General features: G+C 71.5%; 17 protein-coding genes. All 17 read left to right on the forward strand.

Annotated elements, in window-relative coordinates; genetic code table 11:
- Nucleotides 1-70 precede the first annotated feature (70 nt).
- The 17 genes from H8N03_RS05755 to H8N03_RS05835 all read left to right on the forward strand — a co-directional run bounded on the left by H8N03_RS05755 (nucleotide 71) and on the right by H8N03_RS05835 (nucleotide 20,855).
- Nucleotides 71-1,693 (forward strand): protein kinase domain-containing protein, encoded by a 1,623-nt coding sequence (locus H8N03_RS05755; RefSeq protein WP_187075137.1) that lies wholly within the window; start codon nucleotides 71-73, stop codon nucleotides 1,691-1,693.
- A 2-nt stretch (nucleotides 1,694-1,695) separates the two neighbouring features.
- Nucleotides 1,696-2,541 carry a serine/threonine-protein kinase gene (locus H8N03_RS05760; protein ID WP_187075138.1) on the forward strand — a complete coding sequence of 282 codons (846 nt, stop codon included), beginning with the start codon at nucleotides 1,696-1,698 and terminating at the stop codon, nucleotides 2,539-2,541.
- Between the two features lies 1 nt (nucleotide 2,542).
- Nucleotides 2,543-3,418: a response regulator gene (locus tag H8N03_RS05765; protein WP_187075139.1), complete on the forward strand. Its 876-nt coding sequence runs from the start codon at nucleotides 2,543-2,545 to the stop codon at nucleotides 3,416-3,418.
- Nucleotides 3,415-3,777, forward strand: a complete 363-nt coding sequence (locus tag H8N03_RS05770) for a response regulator (protein WP_187075140.1) — start codon at nucleotides 3,415-3,417, stop codon at nucleotides 3,775-3,777. Before H8N03_RS05765 ends, H8N03_RS05770 begins: the two co-directional genes overlap by 4 nt.
- 19 nt (nucleotides 3,778-3,796) lie before the next feature.
- The gene (locus H8N03_RS05775) at nucleotides 3,797-6,004 is read left to right on the forward strand and encodes a chemotaxis protein CheA (RefSeq protein WP_187075141.1); all 2,208 of its coding nucleotides are present in this window, start codon (nucleotides 3,797-3,799) and stop codon (nucleotides 6,002-6,004) included.
- Between the two features lie 43 nt (nucleotides 6,005-6,047).
- The gene (locus tag H8N03_RS05780; RefSeq protein WP_187075142.1) at nucleotides 6,048-7,715 is read left to right on the forward strand and encodes a methyl-accepting chemotaxis protein; all 1,668 of its coding nucleotides are present in this window, start codon (nucleotides 6,048-6,050) and stop codon (nucleotides 7,713-7,715) included.
- Nucleotides 7,716-7,725: 10 nt separating this feature from the next.
- A complete protein-coding gene (locus H8N03_RS26520; RefSeq protein WP_187075143.1) occupies nucleotides 7,726-8,997 on the forward strand; it encodes a methyl-accepting chemotaxis protein in 1,272 nt (423 codons plus the stop codon).
- Nucleotides 8,998-9,116: 119 nt separating this feature from the next.
- The gene (locus tag H8N03_RS05790; RefSeq protein WP_187075144.1) at nucleotides 9,117-9,626 is read left to right on the forward strand and encodes a chemotaxis protein CheW; all 510 of its coding nucleotides are present in this window, start codon (nucleotides 9,117-9,119) and stop codon (nucleotides 9,624-9,626) included.
- Nucleotides 9,627-9,642: 16 nt separating this feature from the next.
- Complete coding sequence (locus H8N03_RS05795; RefSeq protein WP_187075145.1) at nucleotides 9,643-11,028, forward strand: methyl-accepting chemotaxis protein; 1,386 nt, start codon at nucleotides 9,643-9,645, stop codon at nucleotides 11,026-11,028.
- A gap of 173 nt (nucleotides 11,029-11,201) precedes the next feature.
- Nucleotides 11,202-11,627, forward strand: a complete 426-nt coding sequence (locus tag H8N03_RS05800) for a hypothetical protein (RefSeq protein ID WP_187075146.1) — start codon at nucleotides 11,202-11,204, stop codon at nucleotides 11,625-11,627.
- Between the two features lie 288 nt (nucleotides 11,628-11,915).
- Entirely contained in the window at nucleotides 11,916-12,386 is a 471-nt protein-coding gene (locus H8N03_RS05805; RefSeq protein ID WP_187075147.1) for a cache domain-containing protein, read from the forward strand.
- A 59-nt stretch (nucleotides 12,387-12,445) separates the two neighbouring features.
- Nucleotides 12,446-14,170, forward strand: a complete 1,725-nt coding sequence (locus H8N03_RS26525; protein ID WP_187075148.1) for a methyl-accepting chemotaxis protein — start codon at nucleotides 12,446-12,448, stop codon at nucleotides 14,168-14,170.
- Nucleotides 14,171-14,174: 4 nt separating this feature from the next.
- Entirely contained in the window at nucleotides 14,175-15,836 is a 1,662-nt protein-coding gene (locus H8N03_RS05815) for a methyl-accepting chemotaxis protein (RefSeq protein ID WP_187075149.1), read from the forward strand.
- The gene (locus H8N03_RS05820) at nucleotides 15,833-16,669 is read left to right on the forward strand and encodes a CheR family methyltransferase (protein WP_187075150.1); all 837 of its coding nucleotides are present in this window, start codon (nucleotides 15,833-15,835) and stop codon (nucleotides 16,667-16,669) included. The genes H8N03_RS05815 and H8N03_RS05820 overlap by 4 nt, the downstream gene beginning before the upstream one ends.
- 12 nt (nucleotides 16,670-16,681) lie before the next feature.
- Nucleotides 16,682-17,284 (forward strand): chemoreceptor glutamine deamidase CheD, encoded by a 603-nt coding sequence (gene cheD / locus H8N03_RS05825; RefSeq protein WP_187075151.1) that lies wholly within the window; start codon nucleotides 16,682-16,684, stop codon nucleotides 17,282-17,284.
- Nucleotides 17,281-18,339 carry a protein-glutamate methylesterase/protein-glutamine glutaminase gene (locus tag H8N03_RS05830; RefSeq protein WP_187075152.1) on the forward strand — a complete coding sequence of 353 codons (1,059 nt, stop codon included), beginning with the start codon at nucleotides 17,281-17,283 and terminating at the stop codon, nucleotides 18,337-18,339. Before cheD ends, H8N03_RS05830 begins: the two co-directional genes overlap by 4 nt.
- Nucleotides 18,340-18,392: 53 nt before the next feature.
- Nucleotides 18,393-20,855, forward strand: a complete 2,463-nt coding sequence (locus H8N03_RS05835; protein ID WP_354005076.1) for a ComEC/Rec2 family competence protein — start codon at nucleotides 18,393-18,395, stop codon at nucleotides 20,853-20,855.
- Nucleotides 20,856-20,888: the final 33 nt, after the last annotated feature.

Here is a 20,888-nt window from a genome sequence, read left to right on the forward strand (position 1 = left end):
GTTGTCTCTGTGTGACAAAGTAGCCCGACCGCTTGTGACGAGATGTAGTCGCAAGGTACCATGTAACGAAATGCGACAACCGCTCGAATCCCGTTCTCCCGCCGAGGCGCCCCAGGCGCCGCGCATGGGCGACTTCGCGGGCGAGTCGCAGCTGAGCTCGGTCCTGGGAACCACGGACGTCAGCCTGGTCGAGGGGCTGACCGTAGCGACTTTCCTGTACGCGCGCTTGCATAACTTCACTGCAGTCGCCAACGCGCTTGGGCCGGACGAGGCCGCTTCGTTCGTCAACGAGGTGCGGCGCATGCTGACCGAGCCGGTGCTGAAGCTGGGCGGCGAGGTCGCGCAGCGCCGCCCCGACTCCATCCTGGCCGTCTTCAGCAACAAGCACGACGACCGCAAGCCCAACCATGCACAGCGCGGCCTGCATGCCGCGATCCTGGCCGTGCACGAGGCCGTGCAGCTGGCCCAGGTGGTCGCGAGCAAGCCGCAACTGGCCGGACTGCCGGCACTGACGCTCGCCGCCGGCGTGCATCTCGGGCAGGCCGAATTGTCGCGGCGCAACAACGGCGGCAACGTCAAGGTGCATGCCATCGGCGATGCTGTCGAGGTGGCCCGCCTGCTCGAAGTCACTGCGATGGACCTGAACTGGAGCGTGGCCACGTCGGCCGGGACGCGCCTGGCCGCCGCCGGCCGCGCGGACGGCGGGCGCATCGGCTCCGTCGGCCTGCCGGACAACACCTTCATCGACATCGTGGAAGTCACCGGCCTCGTGCCGCGCAAGGGCTCGCAGACGCCCGCGCGCGTGTTCGAGATGCTGCGCGAAGGCCTGCAGGTCAACGCGCAGGCCCGCAAGCGCCAGAGCGCGGCGCCGGCGCCGGCGGCATCCCTCTCCGGCGCGCAGTTCCTCGTCGAGGGCTACCGCATCCTGCGCAAGATCGGCGAGGGCGGCATGGCGTCCATCTTCCTCGCGCAATCCGCCGAAGGCGGGCCGCCGCAGGTGCTCAAGGTCATGCAGCTCGATCGCGCCGTGGAAGCCGACGGCCTGCAGCGCTTCATCCAGGAATACGCGCTGCTCGCGCAGATCCAGCACCCGAACGTCGCGCGCATCTTCCGCCAGGACTTCTCCGTGGCGCATGCCTACATCGCGATGGAGTACTTCCCGCAAGGCGACCTGCGCGCGTGCATGAAGGCCGGGCCCATCGACCAGGCCACCGCGATCTCGTACCTCAAGCAGACCGCCGCCGGCCTCGCCGCCATCCACGAAGTCGGGATCGTCCATCGCGACCTGAAGCCCGACAACCTGATGCTGCGTAACGACGGCAGCCTCGCGCTGGCGGACTTCGGCGTCGCCAAGCAGACGGCGATGAAGATCACCGACACGGGCGACGGCGACATCGTGGGCACCCCGTACTACCTGAGTCCCGAGCAGGCGCTGGGGCAGGGCGTGGATGCGCGCTGCGACATCTACAGCCTGGGCGTGCTCGCGTTCGAGCTGCTCACGGGGCGCAAGCCCTACCACGCGAACTCCGCGCAGGAGCTGCTGCGCATGCACGTGCACGAACCCGTGCCGCTGCTGCCGCCCGAACACGCGCACCTGCAGGCCGTGATGGAAAGCATGATGGCCAAGGACCGCGAGCAGCGCTATCCGTCGGCCCGCACGCTGCTGGACGACCTGGCGCAGATGGGACTGTGACGATGGCTGCCGTTCCCGAAGGCTCCCTGTTCTGGCGCGCGCCCCGCGCGGCCAGCGACGACGAGACGATCATCGAGGTCCCGCCGCGCGTGCCGGGCTACCGCCTGCTGCGTCCCATCGGCCGCGGCCGCAACACGCGCGCCTGGCTCGCGTACGACCTGAACAAGCGCGCCGACGTCGTGCTGAAGCTGGAAGCGGTGCCGGGCACGTCCCTCGACCGCGACTGCGCCGTCGCCGCGCGCGTGCAGGGGCCCAACCTCGTGCAGATCCACAGCCAGGGCCGCACCGCCGCCTGGGCCTGGCTCGCGATGGAACACCTGCCCGGCGGCGACCTCACGGTGCGCATGGGCCGTGCACTGCCCGCGGCGGAAGCGCTCGCGATCGTGCGCCAGGCCGCCGAAGCGCTCGCGCAGCTGCACCGCCAGGGGCTCGTGCACCGCGACGTGAAGCCCGCGAATTTCCTGCTGCGCGCCGACGGCAGCCTCGTGCTGGCGGACTTCGGCCTGACCGTGGAGGCCGGCAGCGTCGATGCCGACGCCGCGTCGGGCGCGCTCCACGGGACGCCGCGCTACGTGGCGCCCGAACAGTTGCAGGGCGCGCCCGCCGCGCCCGCGGCCGACGTCTACAGCCTGGGCGTGCTGCTGCACGAACTGCTGGCCGGCCGCCCCCCGTTTTCCGGCGAGACCCTGGAGGAGGTGCTGGCGCAGCGCCTGCTCGCCGCACCCGCGCGCCTGCCCGCCGAAGCGGCGGTGCTGCAGCCGCTGGTGGACCGCATGCTTTGCAGAGAACCGCAGGGCCGGCTTCCGGATGCGGATGCCGTACTCGGCCTGATGGGCCAGAGGTGCTGAAGTGACCTTGAACGAACAATACCTGGTCGATGTGATCGGATTCAACCCGGTGGAGCGCTCGATGCTGGCCAGCATCTTCGCGCTCGCGGCCCGGCGCGATCCGGGATTCGTGCAGTACGACCCTGCCACCACCGCCAGCGGCTCCGCCGACATCTACCTCGTGGATGCCGACAACCCGGAGGCGCTCAACGAATTCAAGACGCTGTCCAAGCGCGCCAACCTGCCGGCCGTGATGGTCGGCTCGGGCGACAGCGGCGGCTTCCCGATCCTGCCGCGCCCGCTGCAGTGGGCGCGCCTGCTGCAGGCGCTGGAGGAGACGGTGGCGGAAGCCGGCGGCACCAAGCGCGACGACGAAGGCACGCTGCCCCTGGGCACCAAGGCGATGTCGATGTCGTCGGCCGGCCGTTCGCACCCGGGCAGCGCCAACCCGCCGCCGCTGGACGACGCCGCCGCGAAGAAGCGCGCGCTGGGCGACACCGTGCTGGTCGTGGACGACAACGCCTCGGTGCGTATGTTCATGAAGGCCAAGCTCGCGCCCTTCAACTTCGAGGTGGACTTCGCCGAGACCGGCGAGGAAGCGGTGGGCCTGACCGGCAGCCGCGAGTACACCTGCGTGTTCCTGGACGTCGTGCTGCCCGGCATCGACGGCTACCAGGTCTGCAAGATGATCAAGGCCAACAAGCAGGCCATGAAGAAGACGGCGGTGGTCATGCTCACCAGCCGCAGCTCCCCCTTCGACAAGCTGCGCGGCTCGCTCGCCGGCTGCGACGAGTACCTCACCAAGCCCCTCGACGAGGACCGCCTCCTCGAGGTCATCGCCCAGTTCCTTCCTTCCAGCCGCAAGAAGCGCGACAAGTCCGGGAGCAAACAACAATGAGCAAATCGATTCTGGTGGTGGACGACACCCGCTCCATGCGCGCCATGGTCGCTTCCGTGCTGCAGGGCGCGGGCTACGAGGTCGCGGAAGCGGCCGACGGCGTGGAGGCCCTGGACCTCGCGCGCAAGCGCGTGTTCGACCTCGTGGTCACGGACCACAACATGCCGAACATGGACGGCGTGACCCTGGTGCGCGAGCTGCGCGCGCTGCCCAACTACGACCCGGTGGCGCTGATCGTGCTGTCCACCGAAGCCAGCCCGGAGCTGAAGCAGAAGGGCCGCGAGGCCGGCGCCACCGGCTGGATGGCCAAGCCCTTCGATCCCCAGCGCATGCTGGACATCGTGGGCCAGTTCATCTGAAGGGACGGGGGAGCGCGCGATGTTCCAGCCTTCGAACACCTTCGGCGACCCGGTCGCCTTCCGCACCATCTTCTTCGAGGAGGCGCAGGAGCACCTGGCGAACGTCGAGGCCATCCTGCTGCGCATGGACACCGATGCGCCGCATCCCGACGACCTGAACGCGATCTTCCGCGCGGTGCACTCGATCAAGGGCAGCGCGGCGATGCTGGGCTGCACCGAGATCGCCGCGCTCACGCACCTGCAGGAAAACCTGCTGGACCTGCTGCGCAAGGGCGAGCGCCCGATCGACCCCGCGGACGTCAACGCGATGCTCAAGGCCGGCGACGTGCTGCGCCTGCAGGTGCTGCACCGCCGCGGTACCGTGGCCGATGCGCCGGATGCCACCAGCGTGGAAGCGCTGCTGCGCGAGCGCGTGGCGCAGCCCGCGACCGACGCGGTGGCGGGCCAGTCCGGCCCGGTGACGCGCAGCTTCCGCGTGAAGCTCGGCCCGCTGGCGCAGCCGATCGACGAGCTCGACCTCGACATGATGCTCACCGGCCTGTCCGACATGGGCACGGTGAAGGACGCGGTGGTCGACAACACCGCCGGCGGCGGCGTCACCTTCGAGGTGCTGCTGCAAGGCGCCGCGGCCGACCTGCAGAGCGTGCTGGCCCTGGTGGTCGCGCCCGAGCAGATCGCCATCGAGACGCTGGGCGTCGTGGCCGCGCCGGCGGAAGAGCCGCAGCTCCAGGCGACGCTGCCCGGCGCGCCCAAGCTGGAAGCCGTGCCTTCGCCGTCGCCCGCGACGGCACCGGCGCCGAACGGCCTCGACGAGTTCTTCGTCGACCCGGCGGAATTCAAGAACAGGAAGAACCGCGCCAAGCCCGCCGAGCCGAAGCCGGCGGAGTTCGCCGCGGCGGAACACGCGCCGGACAACGTCGACCTGTTCGTCTCGCCGGAGCAGTTCCGCAAGGCGCGCAAGGCACAGCCCGCGGCCGCCGCGCCTGCGCAGGCCACGCCCGCCGTGGACGTGCTGCACGACCTGCTGCCCACCGCGCACGAGACGACCTTCATCCGCGTGTCGACCGAGAAGATCGACCTGCTGGTGAACCTGGTCGGCGAACTCGTGATCACCGAGGCGATGCTCGCGCGTACCGGCGCGCTGGCCGAGGACGTCGCCAACGACGGCCGCTACGCCGCGAACACGGGCCTGGCCGACCTGTCGCGCCACACGCGCAACCTGCAGGAAGCGGTGCTCGCGATCCGCATGCTGCCGATCTCCAACGTGTTCCAGCGCTTCCCGCGCGTGGTGCACGAACTCGCGGCACGCCTGGGCAAGAAGGTGGAGCTGAAGATGTTCGGCGAGGCGACCGAGCTGGACCGCGGCCTGATCGAGAAGATCTCCGATCCGCTCACGCACCTCGTGCGCAACGCCATCGACCACGGGCTGGAGCCGCCGGACGTGCGCCTGGCCGCCGGCAAGCCCGCCGTGGGCACCGTCACGCTGCGCGCGAGCCAGCGCGGCGGCAACATCGTGATCGAGGTGAGCGACGACGGCCGCGGCCTCGACCGGGACAAGATCCTCGCCGCTGCGCGCCGCCGCGGCATCCCGATCTCGCCCGAGGCTCCCGACAGCGACATCTGGCAGGTGATCTTCGAGGCCGGCTTCTCCACGGCGGACCAGGTCACGGACGTGTCCGGCCGCGGCGTGGGCATGGACGTCGTCAAGCGCAACATCCAGGCCCTGAGCGGCACGGTGGACCTCACCTCCGTCCCGGGGCAGGGCACGCGCGTCACCGTCAGCGTCCCCCTCACGCTGGCGATCATGGAAGCGATGACCATCGCCATCGGCGGCGAGACCTACGTGCTGCCGCTGGCGAGCGTGGTGGAGTCGCTCTCCGTCGCTCCCGACGAACTGCACACGCTGCCGGGGCACGGCGACACGCTGCGCGTGCGCGACGAATACCTGCCGGTGCACCACCTGGCGAAGCTGTTCCCGCCGCAGAAGCCGCGCGATCAGGCCTCCGCCATCGCGGTCATCGTGGAAACCGACGGCTCCAAGGCGGCGCTGCTCGTGGACGAACTCGTCGGCCAGCAGCAGGTGGTCGTCAAGAGCCTGGAGACGAACTTCCGCAAGGTCCCGGGGCTCTCCGGCGCCACGGTGATGGGCGACGGCTCGGTGGCGCTGATCCTGGACGTGGCGCACCTCGTGCGCCTGTCCGGCCGCGAAGGCGCGATGCTGCTCTGACGCCGCAGCGGGGAGCGCGGCGGGAGGCCGCAGGGGAGGAAGGATGAAGGTCTGGCACAAGATGCTGCTCGCCCCGTCGGTGGCGATCGTGTTCCTGCTGGCGCTGGGAGCGCTGGCCGTGGGACTGATGGCACGCCAGGGGATGGCCATCGCTTCGCTGACGCGCGACCGCGGCGCGTCCATCGAGCTGGTGATCACCGCCTACCGCGAGCTGAACAAGGCGCACGTGGCGGCGTACCGCACCTTCACGCTCGCGGGCCACGTGCCCGAGCCGGAACTGCGGGCGAGCGTCGTCGACCACGCCAGGGTGGTGGACGCGTACATCCGCAAGACCACGGAGTTCCGCAACCGCAGCAGCCTGCACCCGGACGAGCGCGCGCTGGTGGACACCGTGATCCCGCAGATGGAGCACTACCGCACGCAGTTCCAGGCGGCCACCGCGGACGCGCTGGCGCTGCGCGAGACCGCGAAGTCTTCGCTGGGCAGGGCCGACGCGTCGTTCGGCAAGGTGCTGGCGACCTTCACCACGCTGGGGGAACTGCAGGGCAAGCTGTCCGCCGAAGCGTCCGCGCAGGGTGCGGCCAACTTCCGCGGCATGGTGATTTCGCTCGGGGCCGTCGCGGTCGCGGCGGCGGTGATCTCGCTCGGGCTCGCCCTGCTCATGGCGCGGCAGGTGGTGCGGCGCCTGCGCGCGGCCAGCGATGCCGCCCGCGAGGTCGCGCGCGGCGACCTGACGGCGACGATCGAGGTGCGCGGCCGCGACGAAGCCGCGGAACTGCTGCAGGCGCAGTCGCGGATGCAGCAGGACCTGCGGCGCGTGGTCGGCGAGGTGCTGACGGGGGCGCGGGCCGTGGCGGGCGCCAGCGCGCAGATCGCGCAAGGCAACCAGGACCTGTCGCAGCGCACGGAGATGCAGGCGAGCACGCTGGAGGAGACCGCCAGCTCGATGGAGGAGCTCACGTCCACCGTGCAGCAGAACGCGGACAACGCGCGGCAGGCCAGCGCGCTGGCCACGGAAGCCTCGGGCGTGGCCCGCAAGGGCGGCGACATGGTGGCGGACGTGGTGAACACCATGAACGGGATCTCCGATTCCTCGCGCCGCATCTCCGAGATCATCGGCGTGATCGACGGCATCGCGTTCCAGACCAACATCCTCGCGCTCAATGCGGCCGTGGAAGCGGCGCGCGCCGGCGAGCAGGGCCGCGGCTTCGCCGTGGTGGCCGCGGAAGTGCGCAACCTGGCCCAGCGCAGCGCCGCGGCGGCCAGGGAGATCAAGGGGCTGATCGGCGAGTCGGTGGACAAGGTCGAGGCCGGCAACCGGCTCGCGCATGCCACCGGCGCCACCATGCAGGACATGGTCCGCTCCGTCACGCGCGTGAGCGACCTCGTCGCGGAGATCGCGGCGGCGAGCCAGGAGCAGAGCTCGGGCATCGTGCAGGTGAACACCGCCGTGAGCCGCATGGAGGAAGTCGTGCAGCAGAACGCATCGCTCGTCGAGGAGGCGAGCGCGGCGACGGAGGCGATGAAGGCCCAGTCCGAGGCGCTGCTGGAACTGGTGTCCCGCTTCCGCCTGCCCGAGGAGGCAGCGCAGGCGCGTCCCGCGGCGCCCGCAGCGGAAGTCCCGGCCATTCGCGTGCGCGAGCCGCGGCAGCCCGTCGTCGCCGCTGCGCCGGTGCCGCAGCTGCCGGCAGGCCCGTGGCGGGAGTTCTGAAGCCGCCACCATGGGCCTGCAGCAGATCGACCTCTTCCGCAACCGACGCCTGGCCCACCGGCTCGGCATCGGCTTCGGTGCCGTGATCCTCGGCATCGTGCTGGCCTGCGGATCGGCGGGCTACGGCCTCGAGCAGCTGCGGCAGGGCGCGATCGCGCGCGGCGCGCTGCAGGAGGCGGAGCTGGCCCGCAACTGCCTGCTGGCGATGGCGGTGCTCGCCGGCCTGGCGTGCCTGACCGGCATCTTCTCCGCGTGGCGCGTGAGCACCTCGGTCGCCGCGCCGCTGGAAGAGGCCATCGCGACGGCGGAGCGCATCGCGCAGGGCGACCTGTCGCGCGTGGCGCTCACGCAGCGGCGCGACGAGACCGGCCGCCTGCTGCAGGCGCTGGACGGCATGCGCGCGCGGCTCGCGGAAGTGGTCGACGAAGTGCGCCGCGGCGCGGAAAGCGTCGCGGGCAGCAGCGCGGAGCTGGCGCGCGGCAACGGCCACCTGGCGCAGCGCACGGAGATGCAGTCGGGCACGCTGCAGGAGACCGCCGGTTCGATGGAGGAGCTGACGCAGACCGTGCGGCGCAACGCGGAGGACGCCCGCATGGCGCGCGGCCTGGTCACGGAGGCCTCGGGCGTGGCCCGCCGCGGCGGCGACGTGGTGGGCGAGGTGGTGCGCACCATGGACGGCATCACCGGCTCCTCGCGCCGCATCGCGGACATCATCGGCGTCATCGACGGCATAGCCTTCCAGACGAACATCCTCGCGCTGAACGCCGCCGTGGAAGCCGCGCGCGCGGGCGAACAGGGGCGGGGCTTCGCGGTGGTGGCCGCGGAAGTGCGCAACCTGGCGCAGCGCAGCGCCTCGGCGGCGCGGGAGATCAAGGCGCTGATCCACGAATCCGTCGACAAGGTGGAAGCGGGCGCCAGCCTCGTGGACACGGCCGGCAGCACCATGCGGGACATCGTCGCCTCGGTCGCGAAGGTCGACGAGCTGGTGGCGCGCATCGCCATGGCGTGCGAGGAGCAGGATGCCGGAGTCCAGCAGGTGAACGCCGCCGTGCTGCAGATGGAGCAGGCCGTGCAGCAGAACGCGGCCCTCGTGGAAGAGGCGTCCGCGGCGACGGAGTCGCTGCAGTCGCAGGCGCAGGGCCTGCGGCAGCGCGTCGCGCGCTTCCGGCTGGATGCGGGCCCGGGTGCTCCGGAAGCGCCGCAGCCGATCCGCTACCGGCCGGCGACGCCGCAGCTGCGTGGCGCGCGCGCGGCAGGCGCCCCCGCCTTGCGGGAGTTCTGAGACCTTTTGCGCAAAAGCCGCAAATGTCGATGCACAGCAGCCTGTAACAAGACATTACCATTGCCACGGTCGGGGGTGCATGGCATCCTGACTCATCCGCGGAACGAGGAGAAAAGAACATGCAGCAGCAGGCCACCAGCAACGGTTCCCGCCGGGACACGGGCGTGCAGGACGCGTCCAGCGAATTCCTGACCTTCCGCCTGGGCGCGGAAAGCTACGGGATCGAGATCCTGAAGGTGCAGGAGATCCGGGGCTACGAGACGCCGACGGCCATCGCGAACGCGCCCGCGTTCATCAAGGGCGTGATCAACCTGCGCGGGGTGATCGTCCCCATCCTCGACCTGCGCATCAAGTTCCGCCTGAGCGAGGCCAAGTACGACGAGTTCACCGTCGTCATCATCCTCAACGTGGCGGGCCGCGTGGTGGGCGTGGTGGTCGACTCCGTCTCCGACGTGCTGACGCTCGCGGCCGACGCGATCCGCCCGACGCCGGAGTTCGCCTCCGCGACCTTCGACACCAAGTACATCACCGGCCTGGGCACCGTCGACGAGCAGATGATCATCCTTCTGGACATCGAGAAGCTCATGACCGGCGCCGACATGGCCCTGGTCGACGGCGCGGTGCACTGACATCCCCTCGCAGCCCATGGCGTCCCAGCGTCCCGGCCGCTCCGCGCGGCCTGCCGCCCAGGAGGTGGACCGCGCCGCCCTCGGCTTCTTCCGCCGTTCGACCATCCGGGTCCGGCTGACGATCGCGTTCCTCTCGATCGCAGGGATCATGCTGGCGTTCGGCGCGGTGGGCGCGTGGCAGTTGCAGCGCCTGGCGGACGTCGCCGCCGGCCAGCCTTCGGCCGACGTGCTGGCCGCGGCCACGCGCTCCGGCCAGGCGGTGATGCTGGGACTCGCGGGGACCACGTTCCTGCTCTGCTTCCTCCTCTGCTATCCGCTGGTGGTGGCCATCGTCAAGCCGATCCGCGTCGCCGCGCGCATCGCGACCAAGGTCGCTTCCGGCGACCTGACCGTGCACGTCCGCACCGGCGGCACCGATGAAGCCGCGCAGCTGATGCAGGCGCTCGCGGACATGACCGGCAACCTGCGCAGCATCCTGGGGCAGGTGGTGCAGGGTTCGCACGCGGTGGCGGACACCTCCGCGCGCATCGTGCACGGCAACCTCGACCTCTCGCAGCGCACCGAGGAACAGGCGACCACGCTGGAGGAGACCGCCAGCTCCATGGAGCAGCTCACGACGACGGTGGCGCAGAACGCGGACCACGCGCGGCAGGCGAGCCAGCTCGCGCTCGATGCATCGGCCGTCGCGCGCCGCGGCGGCGAGGCCGTGGACCAGGTGGTGCACACGATGGACGAGATCTCCGACGCCTCGCGCAGGATCTCCGACATCATCGGCGTGATCGACGGGATCGCGTTCCAGACCAACATCCTCGCGCTCAATGCGGCCGTGGAAGCGGCGCGCGCCGGCGAGCAGGGCCGCGGCTTCGCGGTCGTGGCCGCGGAAGTGCGCAACCTGGCGCAGCGCAGCGCCGCCGCGGCCAAGGAGATCAAGGGGCTGATCGGCGCTTCGGCCGAGAAGGTGAACGCGGGCGCCTCGCTCGTGGACAGCGCCGGCCACACGATGGTCGAAGTGGTGCTCTCCGTCGAGAAGGTGAGCGCGCTGATCGCCGAGATCGCGCAGGCGAGCCAGGAGCAGAGCGCCGGCATCGGCCAGGTGAACACCGCCATCTCGCAGATGGACCGGGTCGTCGAGCGCAATGCCTCGCTCGTGGAAGAAGCCACGCAGGCCACCGAAGCGATGAACGCGCAGGCCGCGGCGCTGCTGGCGATGACGCGGCGCTTCCGGCTGGAAGAGGGCGCGCCGGAAAGCGGCGAGACGCCGTCCAGGCCTCCTGCCTCTGCGCAGACGCCGGCGGCGCAGAAGCCCGCCGCGCCCGCGCCGATCCGCTTCCAGCCCTCGGCAAGCCTGCCGGCCGCTACCGCCCCGGCGCACGCCGCACCGGGCGAGTGGAAGACGTTCTAGCTCCCCGGCTTCGATCGCTCGCAGCAGCCCCGGCAGGGGCCGCTTCGCTTCGTGCATGCGCACGCTCCTGGGGCCGCAGCGATGGACGGCCACCTTGCGCGCGCCAACGGTCTTGTCGCTCCCGATCCTCTATTTGATACTTCTTGAAACAGATGTCACAGAGGACGAACGTCATGGGACCCCTTCAGCGCCGCATCGCGACCGCCGTCGCCGCCGCCCTGCTGCTCGCTTCGAGCCTGCCCGCCCTTGCGGCGAGCCCGGCGGAGCGCGAATACGCGGACGCCGTCCGCTCCTTCCGTGCGGGGCGCCTGCCGGAAGCGTTCGGCCAGTTCATGGCTCTGGCCAACCGCGGCGACGTGGATTCCGCGCGCATCGCCCTGTTCATGCATTCGTACGGGCCGGTCCTGTACGGCAAGCAATGGGACGCGGGACCGCAGAACGTCGCGTACTGGGACCTGCTCGTTCGCAACAGCGGCACCTCCGCGCGGCCGATGCCGGAGTTCCAGCCGGCGGTCCTCACCCCCTCCAGGGCGAAGCCGCGTCCCCTGCCCGTGCGCGCGCGGCCCGCGGGCTCGATCGCGGAGGTGGCGGGGAACTGAGCGCGTGCGGCCGCTGTGGAGGGCACGCCACAGTGCCGCCGGTTGCCTGCTTCCCTTCGCGCGACGAGCGGCAGTCGGTCGGCGACGAGCAGCACGCACGCAACAAAACGACGCCCGGGCGTTCTGTTACACGCGTTAACGATTGCAACAGAAAGGCCGAGGTGGCATCCTCGTCAGTAGAGTCGTTGGGAGTGGTTCCTCGCGAAGCACTCCCGCCATGAAGCCCGGAGTCCAGGGCAACCGGCCGGCGCCCGCCGGCAAACCATCGTGAACCAGAGGAACCGTGAGATGCAGAAGAAACTGATGCTGGCCGTCGCCCTGGGCGTCGCCTTCGCGGCCGGCGCGATCGCGTCCGAGCAGCGCGTCACCCCCAAGGAAGCCGAGAGCATGGTGAAGAAGGGCGTCGCTTACATCAAGGCAACGCCGCGCGACAAGGCCATGGCCGACATCACCGATCCCAAGGGCCAGTTCGTGGACCGCGAGCTGTACCTGACGGTGTACCAGCTGGACGGCACTGCGCTCGCGCACGGCGCCAATGCCAAGTTCGTCGGCAAGAACATGATCGAGCTGCGCGACGCGAATGGCAAGGAGCACATCCGCGAACGCATGGAACTCGCGAAGACCAAGGCCGCCTTCTGGCAGGACTTCAGCTTCGTGAACCCGGTGAACAAGAAGATCGAGCCCAAGCAGATGTACTGCGAGCTGACGGACGACAAGAAGCTCGTCGTGTGCGGCGGCATCTACAAGCCGGGCGTCTGACAGGGAATGGGCGGCGCCCGGCGCCGCCCGCACAGAGACAGAGCAACAGGGTCGTCCCCATGAGAATCTGGCACAAGATACTGATCGCCCCCCTCCTCGCCATCGCGTTCCTGCTCGGCTTCGGAGCGATCTCCTACGGCGTGGTCCACCAGCAGAACCGCGCGCTCGACGACCTGGCGAAGAAGCGGCTCGAAGGCGTTTCCGTCGCGATGGACGCGCAGAACGACCTGGCGGAGGTGCACTCCGGCGTCTACCGGCTGTTCACCTGGATCGCGAACCTCAGCGAGGACAAGATCAAGACGGCGATCGGCGAACAGCGCGTGAAGATCGATGGCCTGGTGGCCGCCCTCACGCGCATGCGGGATCTGCCACACCTGAGCGACGCCGAGCGCGGCGCGATCGACGCCTCGCTCCCCGCGATCGCCAAGTACCGCAAGCTGGCGGAGGACGCCATCGACATCAGCTCCATCGACGTGAGCACCGGCGCCATGATGATGCAGGCCGCCGACCTGCAGTACCAGTCGGTGGTGAAGAACCTCGAGGAGCTGGTCGCGCTGCAGAAGAAGCTGGCGCACGACGACTACGAGAGCGCTTCGACCAACTCGCGCGCGGCCGTGGTGCTGCTCGTGACCATCCTGCTGATCGCCGCCGCTGCCTCGCTGGCCGCCGCGCTGCTCATGAGCCGCGCCATCGTGCGGCCGCTGCACGTCGCGATCCATGCCGCGCAGCGCATCGCGCGCGGCGACCTCGGCACGGACGTGCAGGTGAAGGGCGGCGACGAGACGGGCGACCTGCTGCGCGCGCTCTCCGAGATGACGCAGAACCTGCGCCAGCTGGTCGGCGAGGTCGCCGGCGGCGCCCACATGGTGGCCGACACCAGCGCGCAGATCGCGCAGGGCAACCAGGACCTGTCGCAGCGCACCGAGGAACAGGCGAGCACGCTGGAGGAGACGGCCAGCTCCATGGAGGAACTGACGTCCACGGTGTCGCTGAACGCGCAGAACGCGCGCCAGGCGAGCCAGCTCGCGATGGGCGCTTCCGAAGTGGCCCGCAAGGGCGGCTCCGTGGTCGGCCAGGTGGTCAGCACGATGAACGGGATCTCCGAGTCCTCGCGCAAGATCGCCGACATCATCGGCGTGATCGACGGCATCGCCTTCCAGACCAACATCCTGGCGCTGAACGCCGCCGTCGAGGCCGCGCGTGCCGGCGAACAGGGCCGCGGCTTCGCGGTGGTGGCGGCGGAAGTCCGCAACCTGGCGCAGCGCAGTGCCGCCGCCGCCAAGGAGATCAAGGCCCTGATCAACGAGTCGGTGGACAAGGTGGACACCGGCGCGAAGCTGGTGGACAACGCCGGCAACACGATGCAGGAGATCGTCGCCTCGGTGAAGAAGGTGAGCGACCTCATCGCCGAGATCGCCGCGGCGAGCGAGGAGCAGGATGCCGGCATCCAGCAGGTCAACACCGCGGTGACGCAGATGGACCAGGTGGTGCAGCAGAACGCCTCGCTCGTGGAGGAGGCGGCCGCGGCGACCGAGTCGATGAAGTCGCAGGCCGCTTCGCTGCTGCAGATGGTGTCCCGCTTCCAGCTCGGCGAGTCGCAGCCCGCGTACACGCCGCTGCAGCCCCTGCCGCAGGCGCGGCCCGAGCCGGCGCCCGCGCCCGAAGTCCCGGCTCCGCAGCCCATCCCGCTGAAGCGCGCGGCCGCCAAGCTGCCGCCCGCCCCGCAGGCCCCGGCGCCCACCCCGCTGAAGGCCGGGGCCAACGGGGAGTGGAAGGAGTTCTGAGCGCATGGGAGCCGCCGTGAGCGAGCTGTCCCTCCCCGTGCCGCGCGTCGCGGCCGGTGGCGTGGCGCCGATCCCGGTGGCCCGCGTGGCCAATGCCAACGCGCGCAGCCTGTTCCGCCGCGCGACCATCCAGACGCGGCTCACGGTGGCGTTCACCGCGATCGGCCTCATGAGCCTCTTCGTCACCGGCGTGGCCATCTTCCAGCTCCATGGGCTGGAGCGGCAGGCCTTCCAGGACGTGCGCACGGCGCGTGCCGCCGGCGAGCTGCATGCCGCCGCCGCGGCGAACGCGGCGCGCGCCACCGCGCTCGCGTTCGCGACCGACCCGGCCGTGCCGCAGCAGCTGCTCCCCGCCTTCCGCGCGACCGAGCAGCTCCTGGACGAACTGCACCGGGAACTCGCGTCGCGCGTGGCCGCCGGGGAAGGACAGTCGCTGCTGCGCCAGGCCGACGAAGGCCGCCAGGCTTTCCGCAAGGCCTGGGAAGCGGCGCTCGCGAGCCGCGCGCGCGAGGAGCGCATGCCCACGGCGGCGGCCACGGCCTTGCCGCCGGCGGCCGATGCCTACGTCGGCGCCGCCGCCGCGGTGCTCGCGTTCCACGCCGGCGAGGGGGCGGGCGCGGCGGCCTTGCAGGGCCGGGCGCAGCGCGCCACCTGGGAGCTGCTCGGGCTGACCGGGGCGCTCTGGGTGCTCACGTTGCCCTTCGTCGTGGTGCTGATCATCCACATCCTGCGGCCCTTGTACGGCGCGGTGCGCATCGCGCGCCAGGTCGCCGACGGCAACCTCACCGTGAAGGTGCGCACCGGCGGGCGCGACGAGATGGCGCGCCTCATGCTGGCGCTCGACGACATGACCGAGAACCTGCGCCGCATCGTGGGCGAGGTCGTGCGCAGCGCCGGTGCCGTCGCCGATGCGGGCGAACAGGTCCGCGCAGGGCAGGGCGACCTGGCGCAGCGCACCGAGGCGCAGGCCAGCACGCTGGAGGAGACGGCGAGTTCGCTGGAGGAGCTCACGGCCACCGTCACGCAGAACGCGGACACCGCGCGCACGGCCAGCCAGCTCGCGCTGGACGCGGCCGACATCGCCCGCAAGGGCGGCGACGTGGTCAGCGCCGTGGTGCGGTCCATGGACGGGATCTCCGGGTCCTCCCGCCGCATCGCCGACATCATCGGCGTCATCGACGGCATCGCCTTCCAGACCAACATCCTCGCGCTGAACGCCGCCGTCGAGGCCGCGCGCGCCGGGGAACAGGGCCGCGGCTTCGCGGTCGTGGCCGCCGAGGTGCGCAACCTCGCGCAGCGCAGCGCCGCCGCCGCCCGCGAGATCAAGGGCCTGATCCAGGCCTCCGCCGGCGAGGTGGAGAACGGCGCGAAGCTGGTCGACGCCGCCGGCAACACGATGCAGGAGATCGTCGCCTCGGTGAAGAAGGTCAGCGACCTCATCGCGGAGATCGCCGCCGCGAGCGAGGAGCAGCGCACCGGCATCGAGCAGGTCAACACCGCCATCGCCCAGATGGACGAGGCCGTGCAGCAGAACGCGGCCCTGGTCGACCACACGGGCCAGTCCACCGAAGCGCTGCACCGCCATTCCGGCGCCTTGCTCGCTTCCGTCGCCCAGTTCCGTCTCGCCGGCGAGGCGGAGCCCGCACGCATTTCCGTTTCGCCATGAGCGCACTCCCCGAATTCGCCTTCGAGAACGCGGCGTCCATGCTGAACGACCGCGACTTCGCCACCGTGCGGCAGCTGATCGCCGAATACGCCGGCATCAAGCTGAGCCTGCAGAAGCGCAACATGGTCTACAACCGCCTGCTGCGCCGCCTGCGCGCGCGGGGCGTCGGCACCTTCGGCGACTACCTCGCGATCGTGCAGCGCGAAGGCTCCGACGAGCGCGAGGCCTTCGTCAACGCGCTCACCACCAACCTGACCGCGTTCTTCCGCGAGCCGCACCACTTCGACCTGCTGCACGCGCATGCCGCGAAGCACGCGAAGCGCGGCCGGCCGCTGCGCTGCTGGAGCAGCGCGTGCTCCACGGGCGAGGAGGCCTGGTCCATCGCCATGGTGCTGCGCGAGGCGGAGTGCCCCGGCGACGTGCTGGGCACCGACATCGACACCGACGTGCTGAACACGGCGCGTTCGGGCATCTACCGCATGGAGCGCGCGGCGCCCCTGCCGGCCGAACGCCTGCGCCGCCACTTCCTGCGCGGCGCCGGGGCCAACGAGGGCCTCGTGAGCGTGCGCCCGGAACTGCGCTCCATGGTGCGCTTCGGCCAGCTGAACCTGCAGTCGCCCGCGTGGCCGGCGCAGGAACCCTTCGACGTCATCTTCTGCCGCAACGTGGTGATCTACTTCGACCGCGAATTCCAGAAGCAGCTGCTGGCCCGCCTGGCCGGCCTGCTCGTTCCCGGGGGCCTGCTGATGGTCGGCCACTCCGAGAGCTTCCCCGCCGCCCACCCGGGCTTCCGCTCCTGCGGCCGCACCGCCTACGAGCGCGTCGGCGCATAGGGGACTCCCGCCTTGATCGAATCCTCGGTCCCCCTGCAGTACTTCGACCGGGAATTCCGGGTCGACGCGGTCAAGATCCTGCCTGGCCAGTACCACGCCGCGCGCGAAGGCGCCATCACCACCGTGCTGGGCTCCTGCGTGTCCACCTGCCTGTGGGACCCGGTGGAGCGCATCGGCGGCATGAACCACTTCATGCTCCCCGGCGACCAGGCCAGTCCCGGGTCCCCGTGGGCCGCCTCCGCGCGCTTCGGCGTCTATGCGATGGAGCTGGTGATCAACGACATGATCCGCCTCGGCGCGGACCGCCGCCGGCTCGTGGCCAAGGTGTTCGGCGGCGCCCAGCTGCTGCAGGGCTTCGACCGCCTGGACGTCGGCGCCAAGAACTCCGAATTCGTGCTCGAATTCCTGCGCGTGGAAGGCATCCGCGTGCTCGCGCAGGACCTGCTGGACGTCTGCCCGCGCAAGGTGCACTTCTTCGTCGACACGGGCAAGGTGCAGGTCAAGCGGCTCGCGCTCACGCCCGGCGAGGCCGTGGAGCGCCGCGAGCGCGACTACCTCCGCCGCCTGGACGGCAAGCGTTCCGGCGACATCGAAATCTTTTCCCCGCCCCGATGATCCGCGTCCTCGTCGTCGACGATTCCGCCGTGATGCGCGCCTTCCTGTCGCGCGTGATCGGCTCGCAGCCCGACATGGAGCTGCTGGGCGCCTCGCCCGACCCGCTGCTGGCCATCGACCGCATCCGCCGCAGCCCGCCCGACGTGGTCACGCTCGACGTCGAGATGCCGCGCATGAACGGCCTGGACTTCCTGCGCAACCTGATGGCCGTGCGCCCGCTGCCGGTGATCATGATCTCGTCGCTCACGCGGCAGGGCGCCGAGACCACCATGCGTGCCCTGGAGCTCGGGGCGGTGGACTTCTTCCCCAAGCCCGAGAACTTCGACGGCCTGGAGGCGACGGCGCAGGAGATCGCGGAGAAGATCCGCGCCGCCGCCGGCGCGCGCATCGTGCGCCGCCGCCCGATCGCCGCGACGCCGGCGCCCGCGCCGCAGAAGCCGCAGCTGCCCCCGCCGATGCAGGGTCCTGCGCCGGCCGGGCTGCAGCGCGTGATCGGCATCGGCGCGTCCACGGGCGGCGTGGAAGCGCTGCGCGACCTGCTCACGCCGCTGCCGCCGCACATGCCGCCGATCCTGATCGCGCAGCACATGCCGCCCGGGTTCACCGAGACGTTCGCGCGCCGGCTGGACACCTTGTGCCGCATCCACGTGAAGCAGGCCGAGGACAACGAGGTGGTGCGCACGGGCGTGGCCTACATCGCGCCCGGCGGCCGCCATCTCGTGCTGATGCGCCGCGGCGCCGGTTATTTCCTGCGCATCACGGACGACCCGCCGGTGAACCGCCACCGCCCTTCCGTGGATACGCTGCTGCGCTCCATCGCCCGCGCCGCGGGCAGCCAGGCGATCGGCGTGATGCTCACCGGCATGGGCGGCGACGGTGCCGACGCCATGCTGGAGATGCGGCAGAACGGCGCCTGGACCATCGCGCAGAACGAGGCGAGCTGCGTCGTCTTCGGCATGCCGCGCCAGGCGATCGCAGCGGGCGGCGTGCGCGAAGTGCTGCCGCTGCCCGAGATCCCCGCCCGCCTCGAGAACCTGCTGCAGTCGCCCGCCTGAGGGCGTCCTCCGATCGCGGGAGGACGCGCCGGCGCGTGGTGCGTTGATGGAGGGTGCCGCCGCCGCCAGCCGCCCCCTCCGCCCGCGCCATCGCACCCGCCTTGCTGGGCGTGGTGCTGGGGGCAGGCGTGCAGTTGCAGCAGCCGGAGCTCTGGCCGATCGCCACGTACGCGGGCGTGGCCGTGGGCGCGCTGGCGTTGCTCCTTGCCGCCTGGCGCAGCCTCGGCGCGTGGCGCCCCGCGGCGGCGCTGCTGCTGGCTGCTGCGAGCGCCTTCGGCATGACTGGCTGGCGCGCCGCGGCCTACCTCGCGGACGGGCTGGACCCGGCGCTGGAGGGCCGCGACCTGCTGGTCACCGGCATCGTCGCCGCCATGCCCCACCGCAACGAGGCGGGGCTGCGCTTCCGCTTCGAGGTGGAGTCCGCCCACCTCGCGGGCAGCGCGGTGCGGCTGCCGCCGCTGGCGCTCGTCGGCTGGTACGGCGGCGCGGATGCGGCGGGCGAGACGGCGCCCGATCCCCAGCGCCTGCCGGCCGACGTGCGCGCGGGCGAGCGCTGGCGCTTCGCGCTGCGGCCCAAGGCGCCGCACGGCCAGCGCAACCCGCACGGCTTCGACTACGAGCTCTGGCTGTGGGAGGAGGGCGTGCAGTCGACGGCCGCGGTGCGCAGCGGCGTGCGCGACCCGCCGCCGCAGCGGCTGGACGCGACCTGGCGCCACCCGGTGGAGCAGGCGCGCCAGTCCGTGCGCGACGCGATCTTCCGGCGGGTGGCCGAGCCCGCGCTCGCCGGCGTGCTCGCGGCGCTGGTGGTCGGCGACCAGGGCGCGATCGAGCGGGCCGACTGGGACGTGTTCCGCGCCACCGGCGTCGCCCACCTCATGAGCATCTCCGGCCTGCACGTGACCATGTTCGCCTGGGGCGCCGCCGCGGTCATCGGATTCGCCTGGCGGCGCAGCACCCGCCTGTGCCTCGCCTGGCCGGCCCAACATGCGGGGCTGGCCGGCGGACTGCTGCTGGCCGCGGCCTATGCGCTGTTCAGCGGCTGGGGCGTGCCGGCGCAGCGCACGGTGCTGATGCTGGCAACGGTGTCCGTGCTGCGCCTCGGCGCCCGCGGCTGGCCCTGGCCGTGGGTCTGGCTGCTCGCCTGCGCGGTGGTCGTGGCGGCGGATCCCTGGGCGCTGACGCAGGCGGGTTTCTGGCTCAGTTTCGTCGCGGTGGGGGTGCTGTTCGCGAGCGGCCCGCCGGCGTCGCGCGACCGCTCCGCGGCGCCTCGCCACCCCGCACGCCGGGCGCTGGCGGCGGCGCTCGCGATGGGCCGCGAACAGGCGATCGTGACGGTGGCGCTCACCCCCTTGTCGCTGCTGCTCTTCCAGCAGGTGTCGGTGGTCGGCCTGCTCGCGAACCTCCTCGCCATCCCGTGGGTGACGCTGGTGGTCACGCCCCTGGGGCTGCTCGGCGTGCTGCTGCCCGAGGCATGGGCCGCGGGGGCGGCCGCGGTGGAGGGCCTGGGGACCGTGCTGCGGCTGCTGGCCGTGTTTCCCTGGGCGACCTGGTCGGCGCCCGCGCCGCCGCCGTGGGCGGCGGGCGCCGGCGTCGTGGGCGGGTTGCTGCTGGCCGCCCGCTTGCCCTGGACGACGCGCTTGCTGGGCATCCCGCTGCTCGTTCCCGTGCTCCTGTGGCAGGCGCCGCGCCCGCCGCCCGGCGAGTTCGAGCTGCTCGCCGCCGACGTGGGGCAGGGCAATGCCGTGCTCGTGCGCACCGCCTCGCACGCGCTGGTGTACGACAGCGGCCCCGGCTACAGCCGCGAGACCGATGCGGGCCAGCGCGTGCTGGTCCCGCTGCTGCGGGCGCTCGGCGAGCAGCTGGACCTGCTCGTGCTGAGCCACCGCGACACCGACCACACCGGCGGGGCGGCGGCCGTGCTGCGCATGCAGCCGCAGGCGGCGCTCCTCAGCTCGCTGGAGGCCGGCCATCCCCTGCAGGCCTTGCGGCCGTCGCGGCGCTGCCTTGCCGGCGACGCCTGGGAGTGGGACGGCGTGCGCTTCGAGGTGCTGCATCCGCGCGCGGAAGACCACGCACCTTCGGCCCGTCCCAACGCCTTGAGCTGCGTGCTGCGCGTGGGCAACGGCCGCGTGCACGCCTTGCTGGCGGGCGACATCGAGAAGCCGCAGGAGCTGCGCCTCGTGCAGGACGGCGCGGCGCTGCGGGCCGACTGGCTGCTGGTGCCGCACCATGGCAGCCGCACTTCGTCCAGCGAACCTTTCCTGGAGGCCGTCGGGCCGGCACTCGCCGTCGCCCAGGCCGGCTACCGCAATCGCTTCGGCCATCCCGCGGCCGACGTGGTGCAGCGCTATGCCACGCGCGGCATCGCGCTGGAGGCGTCGCCCGCCTGCGGTGCGCTCACCTGGGCGTCGCAGTCGCCGGCGGCGGTGCGTTGCGAGCGGCGCGACGCGCCCCGCTACTGGCACCACCGCGTCGCGGCGCCTCGCCACGACGGTGCACGAAGCGGCGGCAACTGACCCCTTGGATGGCCGGGAACTTGCTATCCTTTC

This window comes from Ramlibacter cellulosilyticus (assembly GCF_014297465.1).
GTDB classification, from domain to species: Bacteria; Pseudomonadota; Gammaproteobacteria; order Burkholderiales; family Burkholderiaceae_C; genus Ramlibacter; species Ramlibacter cellulosilyticus.